We start from the raw sequence: 18422 nt of genomic DNA on the forward strand, positions 1-18422 counted from the left end.
CCATGATCGGTCGCATTGCCGGCGTCCTGCTGGAAAAAAATCCGCCCCACCTGCTCGTCGATTGCAACGGCGTGGGCTACGAGGTCGACGTGCCGATGAGCACGTTCTACAACCTGCCCTCGACCGGCGAACGGGTGGTCCTGCTCACCCAGTTGATCGTGCGGGAAGACGCGCATCTGCTGTTCGGCTTCGGCACCGCCGAAGAGCGCGCCACCTTCCGCGAACTGCTGAAGATCAGCGGCATCGGCGCGCGCATGGCGCTCGGCGTGCTCTCCGGCATGAGCGTGCACGAACTGGCGCAGACCGTCACGATGCAGGACGCGGCGCGTCTGACGCGCGTGCCGGGCATCGGCAAGAAAACGGCGGAACGCCTGCTTCTCGAACTGAAGGGCAAAATCGGCGCCGACCTGGGCGCGATGGCGGGCGCGGTGTCGGCATCCGACCACGCCTCCGATATCCTGAACGCACTGCTCGCATTGGGTTACTCCGAAAAGGAAGCCTTGGCCGCCGTCAAGAACGTGCCGGCGGGCACGGGGGTGTCCGAAGGCATCAAGCTCGCACTGAAGGCGCTTTCGAAGGCCTGATGGAAAGCGAGGCGCCGGGCGTGCTGTGGGGTAAAGCTTCGCACGCCGCGCGCCAAAGCGCACCCTGGCCGTTCGGCCAGCTTCGGCGGCGAGCGCCGCGCGGTACAATGCAACCATGATCGAAACCGACAAACTCGCCGCTGAGCGCATCATCGCTGCCACGCCCGTATCGCCGAACGAAGAAGCGTTCGAGCGGGCGTTGCGCCCGCGTCAGCTCGACGAGTACGTCGGGCAGGAAAAGGTGCGCGGCCAGCTCGAAATCTTCATCGAGGCCGCCAAGCGCCGCTCCGAATCGCTTGACCACGTGCTGCTGTTCGGGCCGCCGGGTCTCGGCAAGACCACGCTCGCGCACATCATCGCGCGGGAAATGGGTGTCAATCTGCGGCAAACGTCCGGCCCGGTACTCGAGCGCGCCGGCGACCTCGCCGCGCTGCTGACGAACCTCGAAAAGAACGACGTGCTGTTCATCGACGAAATCCATCGGCTCTCGCCGGTCGTCGAGGAAATCCTGTATCCGGCGCTCGAGGATTATCAGATCGACATCATGATCGGCGAAGGGCCCGCGGCGCGCAGCGTCAAGCTCGATCTGCAGCCGTTCACGCTGGTCGGTGCCACCACCCGAGCCGGCATGCTGACCAATCCGCTGCGCGACCGCTTCGGCATCGTCTCGCGGCTCGAGTTCTACAACGCCGAAGAGCTGGCGCGTATCGTCACGCGGTCGGCGTCGCTGCTTCACGCGCAGATCCACCCGGACGGCGCGTTCGAAATCGCCAAGCGCGCCCGCGGCACGCCGCGGATCGCCAACCGGCTGCTGCGTCGCGTGCGCGACTTCGCCGAGGTCAAGGCGGACGGCAACATCACCGCGAAAGTGGCCGACGCCGCACTCAGAATGCTGGATGTCGACCCGGTCGGCTTCGACCTGATGGACCGCAAGCTGCTCGAGGCGATCCTGCACAAGTTCGACGGCGGCCCGGTCGGCGTCGACAACCTGGCTGCGGCTATCGGCGAAGAGCGCGACACCATCGAAGATGTGCTCGAACCGTATCTGATCCAGCAAGGTTTTCTGCAGCGCACGCCGCGTGGCCGCGTCGCTACCCTGCTGACCTATCGGCACTTCGGTCTTGCCGCGCCGGACTCGACCAGTCAGGTACGCGACCTGTGGGATTCGGGCGCGACCTGAGTCTCTGCGCGTCGCGCGCTGCATCGGCAGAATCAGCGGAATCGGCAAAACCCGCGAGGCCTGCTCAATGGGCGCGGCACGCGCCCACACCCGTCACACTCAGAGACCGGGTTTGACGATCTTGCGCAGCGTGTCGTCCTCGCTCGGCGCATCCAGATGCGAGACATCCGCCCACGATTTCACCGTTGCCTTGCCGCCGTCGAACTCGACCACATTGACGCTCGTATTGAGCAACGCATAGTCGCGCGGCACTTCTAGCGACAGGTCGCGTGCGAAGCGGTAGACACAATCCAGCACGCCGCCATGCGCGACGCACGCAATGCGGCCGCCAGGATGCGCTGCGACGATCGGCTCGATCGCATCCATCACCCGGTGGTAGAAGGCCCGCATCGACTCGCCTTCGGGCGGTGCGAAGCCAGGATCGCGGGTTTGCCAGCGGTCGTATTCGTCGGGATAACGCTCCGCAATCTCGTCACGGTCGTAGCCCTGAAACGCGCCGTACGAACGCTCGCGCAAGTCTTCGCGCAGATGCAGCGGCAAACCGAGGACATCGGCGACAGGCTGCGCGGTCTGCTGCGCACGTTGCAGATCGCTCGAGTAGATCGCATCGAGCCGGCCGCCCTGCTGAGCTTCATCCGCGAGACGGCGCGCGAGTCGCTGAGCCTGCTCGAGACCGCTCGTCGCCAGGGGAATGTCGATGTGCCCCTGGATGCGCTTGATGCGGTTCCAGTCGGTCTCGCCGTGCCGGATGAAAAGAATCTGCGTGGACATGAGAAGAGAAGGGGCGTCGGTAGCCGGTGGTAGCGAAGCGCTATTGTCGCAAATGCGGCGCGGTGCCGGGGACGATGCTGAAGCTGGTCCTGGCTTGCCCTCGCACTTATCCCCTTGGCCCGTGAAGCGCGAACGGCGCGCGCGGCCGCGAAACCCTAGGCGTGCGTCTGCAACCAGAAGGTGACGGGCCCATCGTTGACGAGCGAGACCTGCATATCCGCCCCGAACTCGCCGGTTTCGACAATCGGATGCTTCGCGCGGGCTGCTGCAACGAAGTAGTCGAACAGGCGCTTGCCCTCGTCGGGCGGCGCAGCCGGCGTGAAGCTCGGGCGCAGGCCGCTGTTGGTATCGGCCGCCAACGTGAACTGCGAGACCAGCAGCAGACCGCCGGCACGCCCTGCCCCGTCGAGGTTTTGCACCGAGAGATTCATCTTGCCGGCGGCGTCGCTGAACACGCGGTAGCCGAGCACCTTCGCCAGCAACCGGTCGGCGGCGGCGTCCGTATCGCCGCGCTCGGCGCACACCAATGCGAGCAGGCCCGCTTCAATGGCGCCCGTGACACGTTCGCCGACGCGCACTTCCGCGCGCCTCACGCGCTGGATCAGCGCAATCACGCGCGGCACTCCGGCATGCGACGCTCCATCACGCCGTCAGCGTCACGCGCGCAAAACGGCGCTTGCCGACCTGCACGACATACTCGCCCGCGTCGACTTTCAGACCCTTGTCCGACACCGTCGCGCCATCGATCTTCACGCCGCCCTGTTCGATATTGCGCAGCGCTTCGCTAGTCGACGGCACCAGATTCGCCTGCTTCAGCAACTGACCGATTGCGAGCGGCGCACCTGCCAGGGTGACCGAAGGAATATCGTCCGGCACACCACCCTTCGCGCGATAGTTGAAGTCTTCGAGCGCACGTTCCGCATCCGCCTGCGAGTGGAATCGCGCGACGATCTCCTGCCCAAGCAGCACCTTGAAGTCGCGCGGATTGCGGCCCGCTTCGATTTCTTTCCTGAAGCCGGCGATTTCGTCCATCGGGCGGAACGACAGCAGTTCGAAGTAACGCCACATCAGATCGTCGGAGATGCTCATCAGCTTGCCGAACATATCCGTCGGCTTTTCGCTGATGCCGATGTAGTTGTTCTTCGACTTCGACATCTTCTCGACGCCGTCGAGCCCTTCGAGCAGCGGCATGGTCAGGATGCACTGCTGTTCCTGGCCGTACTGCTTCTGCAGTTCGCGGCCCACCAGCAGGTTGAATTTCTGGTCGGTGCCGCCGAGTTCGAGGTCGGCATTGAGCGCGACCGAGTCGTAACCCTGCATCAGCGGGTACAGGAACTCGTGAATCGAGATCGGCAGACCGCCCTGGTAGCGCTTGGTGAAATCCTCGCGCTCGAGAATCCGCGCCACCGTGTAACGCGACGCGAGCTTGATCATGCCGTCGGCGCCGAGCGGCATCGACCATTCGCTGTTGTAGCGAATCTCGGTCTTCTCGCGATCCAACACCAGCGCGGCCTGCTCGAAGTAGGTCGTGGCGTTCGATTCGATCTGCTCGCGCGTCAGCGGCGGGCGCGTGGCGTTACGGCCGGACGGGTCGCCGATCAGCGAGGTGAAGTCGCCGATCAGGAAAATCACCGTATGGCCGAGATCCTGCAACTGGCGCATCTTGTTCAGCACGACGGTATGCCCGATGTGGATATCGGGCGCCGTCGGGTCGAGACCGAGCTTGATGCGCAGCGGGACGCCGGTGGCCGCGCTCTTCGCGAGCTTTTGTGCGAATTCCTCTTCGATCAGCAGCTCGTCGACACCCCGTTTGGTAACGGCGAGTGCGTGACGGACTTCATCGGTGATCGGAAAGGCGGGACTGGGCTTGGACGTGGACTCGGTGCTCATGCTGGAACGTGAGGTCGCAAAAAGAGAGATTGTCCCATAGATGCGTGCCGCCGCGTCCGCGGACGGTGGTGGCAGGCGTCTGATAATCTGCGAAGATGGCTCATCACCAGCGACTGACAGGAGCGGCAACGTGGCGCAAGACAGCACGGCGGATGGCATCTATTTCGGATTGATGTCGGGTACCAGCATGGACGGGGTGGACGGCATCGCCGTCGAATTCGCCAAGGGCAAGCCTCCGGTCGTCCTCGCGGAGGCCTTTGTCGGCTTCGCAGAGGGGCTGCGCGAGGCGCTGTTCGGCCTGCAGCACCCAGGCGAGAACGAGATCGAGCGCGAAGCGCTGGCGGCCAATGCGCTCGCCACGCGCTACACGGTGTGTTGCCACGAACTGCTACGCGCGGGCAATCTGTCCGCCGCCGACGTGCGGGCGATCGGCGTGCACGGCCAGACCGTACGGCATCGTCCGGAGAAGGGCTACACGCGTCAGATCAACAATCCGGCGCTGCTGGCGGAGATGGCGCACATCGACGTGATCGCGGACTTTCGCAGCCGGGATGTCGCCGCTGGCGGCCAGGGCGCGCCGCTGGTGCCGGCCTTCCATGCGACTGTGTTCGGTGCGCCGGGCGAAACGCGTGTGGTCTGCAACCTGGGCGGCATCAGCAACATCACGATTCTGAACGCCGCGGGCAGCGTGCGCGGCTTCGACTGCGGGCCGGCCAATGCGCTGCTCGACGAGTGGGCCCACCGCCACCTCGGCAAACCTTACGACCAGAACGGGCACTTCGCAGCGGGTGGCCAGGTGCATCGGCCGTTGCTGAATGCGCTGCTGGACGAACCGTTCTTCACGCAACAGCCGCCCAAAAGCACCGGCCGCGACCTGTTCAATCCGGCCTGGCTCGACGAGAAGCTGCAGGCGTTTGCCGGTCTGCCCCCCGCCGACGTGCAGGCGACGCTCGTCGTGCTGACGGCGATTACGGTGGCACGCGAGATCGAGCGACACGCATCGGATGTCCGCGCGGTCTACGTCTGCGGCGGCGGCGCGCGCAATCCGGTGTTGATGAAAGCGATCCAGGCCGCGCTCGAGGACAGTGGCGTGAGCGGCGTTCCGGTGCTGACTACCGAAGCGCTCGGGGTGCCGCCTCACCAGGTCGAGCCGCTGGCGTTCGCGTGGCTGGCGATGCGCTGTGTGGCGCGCGAGCCAGGCAATCTGGCCGCCGTCACTGGTGCCGCGGGCGAACGGGTGCTGGGCGCGATTTATCCGCGCTGAGCGGCGCTAAGCGGCGCTGAAGGCAGCGCAAACGCACCAATAAGAAACGGGGCCAAAGCCCCGTTTCTGCATACTGCCGGTCCAGCCTTCGATCAGATTGCTTAGACCGAGAACGACGAGCCGCAACCACAGGTGGTGGTGGCGTTCGGATTCTTGATCACGAACTGGGCGCCATTGATGTCGTCCTTGTAGTCGATCTCAGCGCCAACCAGGTACTGGTAGCTCATTGAATCGATCAGCAACTGGACGCCGCTCTTGTTCATCACGGTATCGTCTTCGTTGACGGCTTCGTCGAACGTAAAACCGTATTGAAAGCCCGAGCAGCCGCCGCCCTGCACGAATACGCGCAGTTTCAGCTCCGGGTTGCCTTCTTCGTCGATCAGCTGCTTGACCTTGTCAGCCGCTGCGTCGGTAAAAACGAAGGGGCTAGGCATCTCGGTCACAGGGGTGTCGGTGACTGCGTTCATTCGAACTCTCCAAAAAAGCTTCTAACCGCTATTGTAGGGCTGATCTCGATATCGTGCCGAAGCCCACAAAATCAATGGGTTCTCTTCAGGCGCGACCCTACCGCACGGCAGCCCAATATGAAAAAAGCCGCCAACGCGAACGCGCCGGCGGCTTTTGCAGTGGCCTGGCCCGAAAGCCAGAGCACACCGAAGCGATTAACGCTTCGAGAATTGCTTCCTGCGGCGTGCCTTGTGGAAGCCGACCTTCTTACGTTCGACTTCACGTGCATCACGCGTGACGAAGCCAGCTTTCGACAGTTCCGGCTTCAGCGTTGCGTCATAGTCCATCAGCGCGCGGGTGATGCCGTGGCGAACCGCACCGGCTTGACCCGTTTCACCGCCACCCGACACGTTGACCTTGATGTCGAACGTGACGCCGTGGTTCGTGAGTTCCAGCGGCTGACGCACGATCATCAGCGACGTTTCGCGCGAGAAGTACTCAGCGATAGGCTTGCCGTTGACAACGATGTCGCCCTTGCCTGCCTTGATGAACACACGTGCAGTGGCGCTCTTGCGGCGGCCCGTGCCGTAATTCCAGTTACCGATCATGTGGGCTCCCCTTAGATCTCGAGCGCTTTCGGCTGTTGTGCCGAATGCGGATGCGTTGCTTCAGCGTAGACCTTCAGCTTCTTGATCATCGCGTAGCCGAGCGGGCCCTTCGGCAGCATGCCTTTGACCGCCTTCTCGAGCGCACGGCCCGGGAAGCGTTCTTGCATCTTGCCGAACGTCGTTTCATAGATGCCGCCCGGGTAACCCGAGTGGCGATAGTACTTCTTGTCCGTGGACTTGTTGCCCGTGACACGGAGCTTGCCGGCGTTGATAACGATGATGAAATCACCGGTGTCGACGTGCGGAGTGAATTCTGGCTTGTGCTTGCCGCGAAGACGGTGTGCCACTTCGCTGGCGACACGCCCGAGAACCTTATCCGTCGCGTCAATCACGTACCATTCGCGCGTAACCTCATGGGCTTTTGCGGAAAATGTCTTCATGATCGATCCAAAAATAATTGCTGCGCCCTGTGTTTTTTTCCTGCTTGTAATGTGCGCATCGAGGCGCGTGCAGGCTCTCCCTGTTCTTCCTCCGCGGGCACGAATGCGGAAAAGCCTTGGATTATAAAGGAAATTCCGGCCTCAAGTCAAAATTTGAGGCAAGCGGCGAGCAGGCGAAAAAAAACCCGAACGAGCGGTTCGGGTTTAATCCACCAAAGGAGGAGGGTGGAGGAGACATGCGGAGGTTGCCGGACTGCGACAACCAATGAAAACGATTATATGAGCCGACCTTGTGCGACGCAAGATTATTTGCATTGCGAAATTCGATTTCATAATGTGACAAACGAACAAGCGCCAACATAACACCATAAAACTGTTTTATATCAAATACATAAGCGCGATCCGGCGCACTTTTCGCGTGTCAAAACTAGAGTAAAACCCCTAACGGCATCAGGGCAATCCCGCACCCTCAAACCATGCCGCACCGCAACACGCAAGGCGTCAACGAGCATAACGGCGCGCCGGAGTGCCCTCGGGCGAACACTCAGGCGCCGGGCTACAATGGCATTTCGAATACAAGTTATGCGAGCTGGGGTAAAGGCATGGAATGCAAAGTAAGCTGGATGGGGCAAGACGGCATGGCGTTCGCCGCCGAAACCGGTAGCGGCCACCTCGTCACGATGGACGGCGCGCCGGAAGGCGGCGGCCGCAATCTGGCCCCGCGGCCGATGGAAATGGTTCTGCTCGGCACCGGCGGATGCACCGCGTACGACGTGGTGATGATCCTCAAGAAGAGCCGCCAGGAAATCGCCGGCTGCTCGGTGACGCTGAAGGCAGAGCGGGCCAGCGAAGACCCGAAAGTGTTCACCAGGATCCACTTTCATTTCACGGTGACCGGCAAGAACCTGAACCCGGCTACGGTCGAACGCGCCATCAATCTGTCGCACGACAAGTATTGCTCGGCCTCGATCATGATCGCCAAGACCGCCGAACTGACGCACTCGTTCGATATCGTCGCGGGCTGACCGCCGCGGCGTACGGTGGGCCGGATGCAATCAACCAGCGCCCATGACACGGGCAATCCAACGCGCCAATACGCGCGGCGCCCAATAAACGCGGCACCAAAAGGAAATGCCGGCATCCTCACGGACGCCGGCATTTTTCTATTCAGCGGCAAAGCAGGCCGATAAGCCGGATTCTGTGCACGCGCCGCGCCGAAGCACCGCGCGCGTGGCAGCCATTCCTCTAGGCGCGCCATTGCTGACGCGCTCAAGCTTCCTACCCGCAGACGTGACGGGGGCCCCATCCTGCATCTCGAAGATGCTAGCCTGCCTACTTGGAATTGCTCCGGGTGGAGGTTACCGTGCCGGTCTGCCTCGCAGCAGCCGCGGTGCGCTCTTACCGCACCGTTTCACCCTTACCTGATCCCGGCTTGCGCCGGGCCATCGGCGGTTTGCTTTCTGTTGCCCTGTTCCGCGTGTCACCACGGATGGCCGTTAGCCATCACCCTGCCCTATGGAGTCCGGACTTTCCTCGCCCTCTTTGACCGAAGCCGCAGAGGCCGCGACTGCCTGACCTGCTTTGCTGGCCGGGATTTTAACACCTGCTGACCGGGGCGGACGCGCGCAAGCGCCGAAATAGAAAGCTGGCGTGGCCTGACGGATGACTGCCGCGACGGCCGCCAAGCCGCAGCCCACCGCCCACCACCCACCACCCGCCGCCGGTTCAGCGCGCCTGGCGACGTCCTGAGCGAAACACAGCGGGGTCGTCATAGAAGGCAGCGGCCCCGTTGGCGGGCCACCAGCCGGGGATGCCCAGCACCGGAAGCGGTGCAAACACGCGCGTCGTCAAATCCCGCGTGGATGAGAGCTCACGGCTGACCGCTTCGTCGAGCCAGGCATCGCGCTCCGCAACAGGCCACGAGAAGTACTCGACCGGGACGTCGACGATCCACGTATGTCCCGTGCACGCCTTGTACGGCGCGATCAGCTTTTCGAGCAGCGCGTGACCGAAGCAGCGCACCTCGCACCGTTCGCCCCACGCCGCGCGGTTGGCAACGCATAGCGTCGCCCAGTCGAAGCCGCGTAACGCACGGCTGAGCGCAGGGTCGGCACACGCGAACAGCAGCGCGTTCTCATCGAACAGGGTCAAGGCGTCGCGCTCTCCGCCGCGCGTCGGACCGACACCCAGAGCATCGATGGCAGCCGACTGCCGCGCATTCAGCGCGGCCTTGATGCGCGGGAACGCAAACCAGACCGAGGCGTTGAAGAAGTCGTGCAGGTTATGACGGGTGGGCACGCAACCGGTCGAGGCAATGTGAGCCTCATAGGCCGCGCCTGGTGGCAGATCGTCCTGCGCGATGAAGGCAAGCCGCTGGCCGCGGCCGGTGGTCTGCCGCGACTGCTGGGCGTCGGCGTTCATTTCGGCAAGCAGCGCGGCGTAGCTGTTCAGCGCCGCTTGCTGCCAGCGGATGCCCCGCGCGCTGAACTGGGCGAACCACGGCAGCGACCAGTCGATGTCGGCAAAGCCCGGCTTGCCAACATGGGCAGCGCTGCTTGCCATAGCGCACCCTGTTGCCGCCAGCCCATGCGCAGCGAAGCCCAAGCCTCGGCCGTCGACGACCATCTCGTCCCGTGCGGCGCCCGCCGCGACCGCCCACATCACCGTATCTTGCCCGGCCACCTGCCCTACCTCAGACCAGCCGCCAGCCGATCGTCTCGCCACCGCGCAACGGCACGACCGGCGTATCGCCCACCGGCAGTTCGGCCGGCAGCGTCCACTGCTCGCGGCGCAGGGTGACCTGCTCGCCGCTACGTGGGAGACCGTAAAAGTCCGCGCCGAAGAAGCTCGCAAACCCCTCGAGCTTGTCCAGCGCACCGGCCTGGTCGAACGCTTCCGCGTACAGTTCGAGCGCATGCAGCGCCGTGTAGCAACCCGCGCAACCGCACGCATGCTCCTTCAGCCCCTTCGGATGCGGCGCGCTGTCCGTGCCGAGGAAGAAGCGCGGATTGCCCGAAGTCGCCGCCTCGACCAGCGCCACGCGATGCGTCTCGCGCTTGAGTACCGGCAGACAGTAGTAGTGCGGACGAATGCCGCCCTGGAAAATCGCGTTGCGGTTATAGAGCAGATGGTGCGCGGTGATCGTCGCGCCGAGCAGCTCCGGCGCCACGCCGGCCTCGCGGATATAGTCCACCGCGTCTTTGGTCGTGATGTGCTCGAACACCACCTTCAGCGCCGGAAACGCGCGGCGCAGCGGCGTCATTACGCGGTCGATGAAGACCTTCTCGCGGTCGAACAGATCAATGGATGCATCCGTCACTTCACCGTGCACCAGCAGCGGCATGCCGGTTTCCTGCATGACTTCGAGCGTCTTCGCGCACTTCATGATGTCCGTGACGCCGGCGTCCGAATTCGTCGTGGCGCCCGCCGGATACAGCTTCACCCCATGCACGAAGCCGCTTTCGCGCGCGCGGCGCATCTCGTCGGGCGGTGTGTTGTCGGTGAGGTACAGCGTCATCAGCGGCTCGAACTTCACGCCCGCCGGGATCGCCGCGACGATGCGCTCGCGGTAAGCCTGCGCCATTGCCGTGGTCGTGACCGGCGGTTTCAGGTTCGGCATGATGATCGCGCGGCCGAACTGGCGCGCGGTGTCCGGCAGCACCGCCGCCAGCATGGCGCCGTCGCGCACGTGCAGATGCCAGTCGTCGGGACGGGCGAACGTCAGGGAATCGATCGAAGCAGTGGAAGCAGTCATGGCGTGAAGTTGACCGACCCGGCGCAGCAGCAGCGTTGACGTGAGCAAACCGCCACATTGCGGTCTATGCATAGATCAATTTAGCTATTTGACGCGCCTGGCTCGGTGATATGCTTGGGAAATCATCATTGTAACGGGGTCAAGCCCAAACGGGCCGACCGTTAAGACGCTCCGCCTTAGCAACATGTGCCAACTTCTCGGAATGAACTGCGCCGCGCCGACGGACGTCACGTTCTCGTTCACCGGCTTTGCGGCGCGCGGCGGCGTCACCGATCACCATGCAGACGGCTGGGGCATCGCCTTCTTCGAAGACAAGGCCTGCCGCCTCTTCATCGACCATCAATCGTCCGCGACCTCACCGATCGCCGAAATGGTCAAGCGCTACCCGATCAAGTCGAAGAACACGATCGCGCACATTCGCAAGGCGACGCAAGGGCATATCCAATTGGAGAACTGCCACCCGTTCATGCGCGAACTGTGGGGCCGTCACTGGATCTTCGCGCACAACGGCGACCTCAAGAACTATTCGCCGTTCCTGACCGGCGTCTACCAGCCGGTCGGCACCACCGACAGCGAACTCGCTTTCTGCGCCTTGCTGCAAGGTTTGCGTAAGGCCTTCCCGACCACCCAGCCGCCGCTCGACGAATTGTTCGCAGTACTCGGCACGCTCACGCGCGAGATCACGCAGTTCGGCGTGTTCAACTTTTTGATGTCCAACGGCCAGGCGCTGTTTGCGCATTGCTCGACCAACCTGCACTACATCGTGCGCCGCTGGCCGTTCTCGACCGCGCATCTGGTCGACGCGGACGTGTCGATCGATTTCGCCAAGTACACCACGCCGGAAGACCGCGTTGCGGTCATCGCCACCGCGCCGTTGACCGACAACGAAGTGTGGACCGCGTTCAAGCCCGGCGACCTGCTGATGTTCCAGCACGGCGAAGTGGTGGGCCGCGTGAATGTGCCGGTGCCGCCGTGCGTGCTCGAGAAGCTGCGCAATCCGGCTACGGATGCTTCGGCTTCGGCGCCCGCGCCGGTCGCGGCATCCTCGACCACGGCCATTCGCAATCCGGCAGTGCGCGAGACCGCCACGCTCGATGTCGAAGCGGCAGACGACGCAGCCGCGTTCGAGTCCTGAGGCACACGGCGCCGTTTGACGGGTACGCTCGCTGCATGCGAAAACGCCGCTCCAGAGAGCGGCGTTTGCATGTTTGGCGAGCCTGTCGCGGCGGCGACCGCCGCAGCAAGCCTCAGTGCAAAATCTTCGCCAGAAAATCCTTGGCCCGATCCGACTTCGGATTAGCGAAGAAATCTTCCTTGCGGTCGTCCTCGACGATCAACCCTTTGTCCATGAAGATCACACGGTGCGCGACCTTCTTCGCGAAGCCCATTTCGTGCGTCACGCACATCATGGTCATGCCTTCCTGCGCCAGTTCGACCATCACGTCGAGCACTTCGTTGATCATCTCCGGGTCGAGCGCCGAGGTCGGTTCGTCGAACAGCATGGCGATCGGGTCCATCGAGAGCGCACGGGCAATCGCCACACGCTGCTGCTGACCGCCGGAGAGCTGTCCCGGAAACTTGTCCGCGTGAGCGCGCAGGCCGACGCGATCCAGCAGCTTCAGCGCCTTCGCCGTGGCTTCGTCTTTCGAGCGGCCGAGCACCTTGACCTGCGCGAGCGTCAGATTGTCCGTGATCGACAGATGCGGGAACAGTTCGAAATGCTGGAACACCATGCCGACTTTCGCGCGCAGCTTCGACAGGTTGGTCTTCTTGTCGCCGACCGATTGACCATCAATGGTGATCTCGCCTTTCTGAAACGGTTCGAGGCCGTTGACCGTCTTGATGAGCGTCGACTTGCCCGAGCCCGATGGGCCGCACACCACCACGACTTCACCCTTTTTGACTTCCGTCGTGCAGTCGGTCAGCACCTGGAACTGACCGTACCACTTCGACACGTTCTTGATAGAAATCATCTTGCAACCCTTTTCTGAAGACCTTTAACGAGGCCCGATGCGTTTCACACGGGCCACGAAATCACACGCGCCCGCGAACAGTACCATTTCGACATTCGTGCCGTCACGGCCGTCAATATTCGCGGCGGGTCCAAGCCGGGCCGCGCGGCGCCGGCCCGGCACCCAGCCCCCGGCCAGGCAATGGTCGGCTAGTCGATCGGTTTGTCATTCGGGTTCTTGAAGAGCGCCTTGATGGCGTCGTTTTCCGGGAAGTTCAGATTCAGGCCTTTGGGCGGAATCGGCGATTCGAACCACTTCTGGTAGATCTGATCGGCTTCGCCCGAGGTTTCAACCCGCGCGATTGCGCCGTCCACCACCTTCTTGAACGCCGGGTCGTTCTTACGCATCATGCAGCCGTATGCTTCTTCCGATTGCGGCGCTCCGACGATCACGAATTCGCCCGGATTGCCCCACTTCGCGCGCTCGCCGGCGAGCAGCGCGTCGTCCATCATGAACGCGGACGCGCGGCCGTTGGCGAGGGTCTGGAACGCCTCTCCGTGATCCTTCGCGCTGATGATGTTCATGCCCATGCCCTTGTTCTGGTTCATCTTGCGCAGGAGCCGCTCCGACGTGGTGCCGGCCGTCGTCACCACCGTCTTGCCCTTGAGATCCGGCCAGCCTTTGATGCCCGAATCTCTCCGGGTCATCAGACGGGTTCCGATCACGAAGATCGTGTTCGAAAACGTGACCTGCTGCTCGCGTTCGATGTTGTTCGTGGTCGAACCGCATTCGAGGTCGACGGTGCCGTTCTGCACGAGCGGGATGCGGTTTTGCGGCGTAACGGGCGTCAGCCTCACCTTCAGGTCAGGCATATTGAGCTTCTGCTTGACCGCATCCACGATCTTCAGCATGAACTCGTACGAGTAACCAATCAGGTTCTGCTGGTCGTCGTAGTACGAAAACGGAATCGACGATTCGCGATAGCCCAGAGAAATAACGCCCGTATCCTTGATCTTCTTTAGCGTACCGGCGTCCTGCGCCTGCGCGCCGCCGGCAAACAGCCCGAGCGTCGCGACCAGCAGCGCAGCTTTCCTGACCTTCATAGATGATCTCCTGTCGACCAGTTCGCCGCCCTGGTCCCATGCAAAGCGCGGCAACGAACCCATACCGGTTCAGCACTGTAATTAAATTGAAACCCTTGCTGCAAGCCTCATTGCCGACAGAGTACCTTGCCGGAGCCTTCGCGCACACCCATGTCCGCGCCCGCATGCGATGCGCGCATAAAAAAACGGGCGACATCGAGAAGATGCCGCCCGTCGAGGAGACCCGCGGTCTGGTCGGACCGCGCTAACCACAAGGGAAACGGTAGGAAACTGAGACTACCCGATCACGGATACAGGCCGCGCAGTTCGCGCGCTTCGAGGATGCGCTTACAGGCGACGATAAACGCTGCCGTACGCACCGAGACCTTCTGTTCGCTCGACACTTGCCACACCGCGGCAAACGCTTCGCGCATCACACGCTCGAGACGCTGGTTGATCTCGTCTTCGGTCCAGAAGAAGCTCGAGAAGTCCTGCACCCATTCGAAGTACGACACGGTCACGCCGCCCGCATTCGCCACCACGTCCGGGATCACGAGGATGCCCTTGTCGTGCAGGATGTCGTCCGCCGCGGTCGTAGTCGGGCCGTTCGCGCCTTCGACGACGATCTTCGTCTTGATCTTGCCGGCGTTCTGCTCGGTGATCTGGTTTTCCAGTGCCGCCGGGATCAGGATGTCCGATTCGACCGTCCAGAAGTCTTCGGGCGCGATCGCGTCCGCTTCCGGGAAACCACCCACGCCACCGGTCTTCGCCACGTGCGCCAGCAGCGCCACCGCGTCGATGCCCGTCGATTTGAAAATCGTACCCGTGTGATCCTGCACCGCGACGACCTTCGAGCCGGCCTCCTGGAACAGGCGTGCGGCGATGCCACCCACGTTACCGAAACCTTGCACGGCGATGCGTGCGCCTTCGATGTCGACACCAATGCGGCGCGCGGCTTCCGAGGCCACCACGAACACGCCACGTCCGGTGGCTTCGCGACGACCCAGCGAACCGCCGAGTGCGATCGGCTTACCCGTCACGACGCCCGTTGCCGTTTGGCCCTGGTTCATCGAGTACGTGTCCATCATCCACGCCATGATCTGCTCGTTCGTGTTCACGTCCGGCGCGGGGATGTCGGTGTTCGGTCCGATGATGATGCCGATTTCGCTGGTGTAGCGGCGCGTGACGCGCTCGAGCTCACCACGCGACAACGTACGCGGATCGACGCGGATGCCGCCCTTGGCGCCGCCGTACGGCACGTTCACGGCTGCGTTCTTGACCGACATCCATGCGGACAGCGCCATCACTTCCGACAGCGTCACGTCCTGGTGATAACGCACACCGCCCTTGCCCGGACCGCGCGACACGTTGTGCTGCACGCGATAGCCTTCGAAGTGAGCGACGGTGCCGTTGTCGAGTTCGATAGGTACATCGACGATCAGAATGCGCTTCGGACGCTTGAGGGTTTCGAGCCAGCGCGACAGCGAGCCGAGATACGGCGCGACGCGGTCGACCTGACGCAGATAGTTGCCCCAGGGGCCGAGGTTGTCGCTATTCAGATAGGACGGGACGGATTGCAACGGCGATGCGGACTGCGGTTGGGATGACATGAACGCTCCAAGCGTTTTGACCGAATGACGCCATTGTCGAAAAACGCTAATTTGAAATCCAATGCCGTTTGATCATCCCGTTATGTCTTTTGTGCATAACGTTAAAATTCCGCAAAAAGCTGTCGCATAGGGCGCAACAATGCAGGCGGGTTGCGGCTGCTGCTGCGTTTGCTCCTGCGTATGCTCTTTAGCACCGCGCCTGATGCAACGCGTGGCTTCCGGCGAGCTTACGCTGCGCCTTGAGCGAGCTCTCCGGTCACCGCATCCCAGAGCTGCCGCACCAGTACCTGACGCGGATCCTCACCCTGCGCCGCCAGCTTGTCGCGATACAGGCGGATCTCCATGGTCAGCGTGAACTGCCCTTCCGGCGTGCCGCGAACGGCGCGATCGAGGCGGATCAGCTTGCCCTCCGCGACCGCATCTTCGACGGCGCTATGCGGCAGGAATGCAATGCCGTGTCCGGCCAGCGCCATGGCTTTAAGGCCTTCGGCCATGTCCGTTTCGTAGAGCTGGTCGAGATACAGCCGGCCGGGCGCGTTCGCGATGATCACCTCGGTCATGCGGCCCAGATACGCGTTCGGCGTGTACGACAGATACGGCGCCGGTGCGTCCGGCGTGCCCGGCAGCGTGTAGCGCGCGCGGCCCGCGCGGCCTGGCGCGGAGAACGGACTGATCGGTTCGATGCCGAGCGTCAGCATGTCGTAGCGGGCCGGGTCGAGCGCGACTGGATGGCTCGGATGATGGTAGCCCATCACCAGATCGCAGCCGCCTTCGACCAGCGAGAGCACCGCGTCGTGCACGTTCAGCGCGCGCAGGCGGGTATGCACGGGCCCGAGCTGCGCCTCGATACGCTGCAGCCAGCGCGGGAAATACGTCAGCGAAAGCGTGTGCGGCACCGCGAACTCGATGGTCGCGGCAGGGCTTGCCATGTGGCCGCGCAGCAGCGTGCGCGCCTCGTGGAACTGCGAGAGCATCGCGAGCGCCTGCTCGTAGAAGATCTGGCCCGCGGCCGTGAGGCGCGTCGGATAAACCGAACGGTCGATCAGTTCCGTGCCGAGCCACGCTTCCAGCGCCTGGATGCGGCGCGAAAACGCTGGTTGCGTAACGTGGCGCAGCTCAGCGGAACGGCTAAAGCTGCGGGTTTCCGCGAGCGAAACGAAGTCTTCGAGCCATTTCAGTTCCATGCGGACCCTGCGACGAGCGGGAAAGAAGAAGTCAGCATTCTAGCGGGGCACTGCCTGGGCGACGAGGTTAGCGACCTTCGCGGCCCACCCGACCGGTCCGCCCAGGCACCCAGTGGAATCAGGAGCCCGCGCCGCCCAGTGGTAAAATCGCGGATTCCCTCCGTTTCCGATCTGCTCACCGAGCTGTCACGCCCCCATCATGTCCGACACCCGCCCCGATACCCTGTTCGCGCTCACCGCGCTCTCCCCGCTCGACGGCCGCTATGCGTCGAAAACCGAAGCCCTGCGCGAATGGCTCTCGGAAGCCGCATTCATGCGTCATCGCGTGACGGTCGAAATCCATTGGCTGATCGCACTCTCGCACGCCGGCTTCGCCGAAGTGCCGCGCTTTTCCGAGGCATCCGAACAATTCCTGCTGCAACTGGCCGAGCGCTTCACCGCGCACGACGCCGCACGCATCAAGGAAATCGAGCGCGTCACGAACCACGACGTGAAGGCCGTCGAATACTGGCTCAAGGAATCGGTGAAGGGTCAGCCGGAACTGGAGCGTGCAAGCGAATTCATCCACTTCGCGTGCACCTCGGAAGACATCAACAACACTTCGCACGGCCTGATGCTAGCCGGCGCGCGCGAGCACGTCATCGTGCCGGCGCTGCGCTCGGTGCATGCGCGCCTCGTCTCCCTGGCCCACGCGCAGGCTGCGCAGCCGATGCTGTCGCGCACCCACGGCCAGCCGGCCAGCCCGACCACGCTCGGCAAGGAAATCGCCAACGTTGCGGCGCGTCTCGCGCGTGCGATCGAGCGGATCGAAAAGGTCGAACTGCTCGGCAAGATGAACGGCGCAGTCGGCAACTTCAACGCGCATCTGTCGGCGTATCCGGAGTTCGATTGGGAAGCGTTCTCGCGCGAAGTGGTCGAGAAGCGTCTGAAGCTCAAGTTCAACCCGTACACGATCCAGATCGAACCGCACGACTACATGGCGGAACTGTTCGATGCCGTCTCGCGCGCCAACACGATCCTGCTGGATCTCGACCGCGACGTGTGGGGCTACATCTCGCTCGGCTACTTCAAGCAGCGTCTGAAGGCCGGTGAAATCGGTTCGTCGACGATGCCGCACAAGGTCAATCCGATCGACTTCGAAAACTCCGAAGGCAACCTCGGCCTCGCGAATGCGACGCTGCGCCATCTGGCCGACAAGCTGCCGGTCTCGCGCTGGCAGCGCGATTTGACCGACTCGACGGTGCTGCGCAATATCGGCGTCGCGTTCGGCTATTCGCTGCTCTCGTACGACGCGCTGATCCGCGGTCTGGACAAGCTCGAAGTGAACCCGGCACGTCTGAACGAAGATCTGGACAACTGCTGGGAAGTGCTGGCCGAGCCGGTGCAGACCGTGATGCGCCGTTACGGCATCGAGAACCCGTATGAGCAGTTGAAGGAACTCACGCGCGGCAAGGGAATTACGCGCGAGGCGCTGCGGACTTTCATCGGCGGGTTGAATATTCCTGCGGATGCGAAGGAGCGCCTGCTGGCGATGACGCCGGCTTCGTATGTGGGCAAGGCGATTGAGCTCGCGAAGCGGATTGCCTGAGCGGTGACGCGTTAGCCGCTAGCTGCGGCTGACAGACATGAAAATGGCGCTCCGCGGAGCGCCATTTT

18 protein-coding genes, 1 other RNA gene and 1 pseudogene are annotated in these 18422 nt (G+C 63.1%); 6 read left to right on the forward strand and 14 right to left on the reverse strand.

Annotated features, from left to right (window positions below; all coding sequences use genetic code 11):
* Nucleotides 1-2 precede the first annotated feature (2 nt).
* Both ruvA and ruvB read left to right on the forward strand, forming a co-directional pair.
* A complete protein-coding gene (gene ruvA, locus P3T42_RS15130; protein WP_074302427.1) occupies nucleotides 3-584 on the forward strand; it encodes a Holliday junction branch migration protein RuvA in 582 nt (193 codons plus the stop codon).
* Between the two features lie 115 nt (nucleotides 585-699).
* A complete protein-coding gene (gene ruvB, locus P3T42_RS15135; RefSeq protein WP_429306490.1) occupies nucleotides 700-1764 on the forward strand; it encodes a Holliday junction branch migration DNA helicase RuvB in 1065 nt (354 codons plus the stop codon).
* 99 nt (nucleotides 1765-1863) lie between these two features.
* Here ruvB and P3T42_RS15140 read toward each other — a convergent pair whose 3' ends face one another.
* The 3 genes from P3T42_RS15140 to tyrS form a co-directional block, all read right to left on the reverse strand.
* Nucleotides 1864-2535 (reverse strand): histidine phosphatase family protein, encoded by a 672-nt coding sequence (locus P3T42_RS15140; protein WP_429306491.1) that lies wholly within the window; start codon nucleotides 2533-2535, stop codon nucleotides 1864-1866.
* 155 nt (nucleotides 2536-2690) lie between these two features.
* Complete coding sequence (dtd, locus tag P3T42_RS15145; protein WP_429306492.1) at nucleotides 2691-3149, reverse strand: D-aminoacyl-tRNA deacylase; 459 nt, start codon at nucleotides 3147-3149, stop codon at nucleotides 2691-2693.
* 28 nt (nucleotides 3150-3177) lie between these two features.
* On the reverse strand, nucleotides 3178-4425 hold the full coding sequence (gene tyrS / locus P3T42_RS15150; RefSeq protein ID WP_429306493.1) for a tyrosine--tRNA ligase: 1248 nt from the start codon (nucleotides 4423-4425) through the stop codon (nucleotides 3178-3180).
* A 130-nt stretch (nucleotides 4426-4555) separates the two neighbouring features.
* Between tyrS and P3T42_RS15155 the strand changes: the two genes are divergently transcribed.
* Entirely contained in the window at nucleotides 4556-5689 is a 1134-nt protein-coding gene (locus P3T42_RS15155) for an anhydro-N-acetylmuramic acid kinase (protein WP_074302434.1), read from the forward strand.
* 101 nt (nucleotides 5690-5790) lie between these two features.
* On the opposite strand, the gene erpA is transcribed toward P3T42_RS15155, so the two are convergent.
* The 3 genes from erpA to rplM form a co-directional block, all read right to left on the reverse strand.
* Nucleotides 5791-6156, reverse strand: coding sequence for an iron-sulfur cluster insertion protein ErpA (erpA, locus tag P3T42_RS15160; protein WP_074262450.1), 366 nt, complete (start codon nucleotides 6154-6156; stop codon nucleotides 5791-5793).
* 195 nt (nucleotides 6157-6351) lie between these two features.
* Nucleotides 6352-6744: a 30S ribosomal protein S9 gene (rpsI, locus tag P3T42_RS15165; RefSeq protein WP_074302436.1), complete on the reverse strand. Its 393-nt coding sequence runs from the start codon at nucleotides 6742-6744 to the stop codon at nucleotides 6352-6354.
* 11 nt (nucleotides 6745-6755) lie between these two features.
* Nucleotides 6756-7184: a 50S ribosomal protein L13 gene (rplM, locus tag P3T42_RS15170; protein ID WP_074262452.1), complete on the reverse strand. Its 429-nt coding sequence runs from the start codon at nucleotides 7182-7184 to the stop codon at nucleotides 6756-6758.
* A gap of 602 nt (nucleotides 7185-7786) precedes the next feature.
* On the opposite strand from rplM, the gene P3T42_RS15175 reads away from it, so the two are divergent.
* Nucleotides 7787-8209 carry an OsmC family protein gene (locus P3T42_RS15175; protein WP_074302834.1) on the forward strand — a complete coding sequence of 141 codons (423 nt, stop codon included), beginning with the start codon at nucleotides 7787-7789 and terminating at the stop codon, nucleotides 8207-8209.
* A gap of 146 nt (nucleotides 8210-8355) precedes the next feature.
* Here P3T42_RS15175 and rnpB read toward each other — a convergent pair.
* From rnpB to pyrC, 3 genes are all read right to left on the reverse strand, one after another.
* Nucleotides 8356-8767, reverse strand: an RNA gene (gene rnpB / locus P3T42_RS15180) — RNase P RNA component class A.
* Between the two features lie 142 nt (nucleotides 8768-8909).
* The gene (locus P3T42_RS15185) at nucleotides 8910-9746 is read right to left on the reverse strand and encodes a DUF3025 domain-containing protein (RefSeq protein WP_429306494.1); all 837 of its coding nucleotides are present in this window, start codon (nucleotides 9744-9746) and stop codon (nucleotides 8910-8912) included.
* A 130-nt stretch (nucleotides 9747-9876) separates the two neighbouring features.
* Entirely contained in the window at nucleotides 9877-10938 is a 1062-nt protein-coding gene (gene pyrC / locus P3T42_RS15190; RefSeq protein ID WP_074302839.1) for a dihydroorotase, read from the reverse strand.
* Between the two features lie 184 nt (nucleotides 10939-11122).
* On the opposite strand from pyrC, the gene P3T42_RS15195 reads away from it, so the two are divergent.
* The gene (locus P3T42_RS15195; protein ID WP_074302438.1) at nucleotides 11123-12073 is read left to right on the forward strand and encodes a class II glutamine amidotransferase; all 951 of its coding nucleotides are present in this window, start codon (nucleotides 11123-11125) and stop codon (nucleotides 12071-12073) included.
* 112 nt (nucleotides 12074-12185) lie between these two features.
* Here the strand turns inward: P3T42_RS15195 and P3T42_RS15200 are convergent, their stop codons facing one another.
* The 5 genes and pseudogenes from P3T42_RS15200 to P3T42_RS15220 all read right to left on the reverse strand — a co-directional run bounded on the left by P3T42_RS15200 (nucleotide 12186) and on the right by P3T42_RS15220 (nucleotide 16766).
* Nucleotides 12186-12911 carry an amino acid ABC transporter ATP-binding protein gene (locus P3T42_RS15200; RefSeq protein WP_074302440.1) on the reverse strand — a complete coding sequence of 242 codons (726 nt, stop codon included), beginning with the start codon at nucleotides 12909-12911 and terminating at the stop codon, nucleotides 12186-12188.
* Nucleotides 12908-13037: pseudogene (locus P3T42_RS15205) on the reverse strand (amino acid ABC transporter permease); the annotation flags it as partial. The pseudogene P3T42_RS15205 and the gene P3T42_RS15200, both read right to left, overlap by 4 nt.
* Nucleotides 13038-13099: 62 nt before the next feature.
* Complete coding sequence (locus tag P3T42_RS15210; protein WP_074302442.1) at nucleotides 13100-13993, reverse strand: glutamate/aspartate ABC transporter substrate-binding protein; 894 nt, start codon at nucleotides 13991-13993, stop codon at nucleotides 13100-13102.
* A 284-nt stretch (nucleotides 13994-14277) separates the two neighbouring features.
* Entirely contained in the window at nucleotides 14278-15582 is a 1305-nt protein-coding gene (locus tag P3T42_RS15215; RefSeq protein WP_074302444.1) for a Glu/Leu/Phe/Val family dehydrogenase, read from the reverse strand.
* Nucleotides 15583-15809: 227 nt separating this feature from the next.
* Nucleotides 15810-16766, reverse strand: coding sequence for a LysR family transcriptional regulator (locus P3T42_RS15220; RefSeq protein ID WP_074302446.1), 957 nt, complete (start codon nucleotides 16764-16766; stop codon nucleotides 15810-15812).
* A 199-nt stretch (nucleotides 16767-16965) separates the two neighbouring features.
* On the opposite strand from P3T42_RS15220, the gene purB reads away from it, so the two are divergent.
* Complete coding sequence (purB, locus tag P3T42_RS15225; RefSeq protein ID WP_429306495.1) at nucleotides 16966-18354, forward strand: adenylosuccinate lyase; 1389 nt, start codon at nucleotides 16966-16968, stop codon at nucleotides 18352-18354.
* Nucleotides 18355-18422 lie beyond the last annotated feature (68 nt).

It is taken from the genome of Paraburkholderia sp. GAS38 (genome assembly GCF_050434965.1).
GTDB lineage: Bacteria > Pseudomonadota > Gammaproteobacteria > Burkholderiales > Burkholderiaceae > Paraburkholderia > Paraburkholderia phenazinium_A.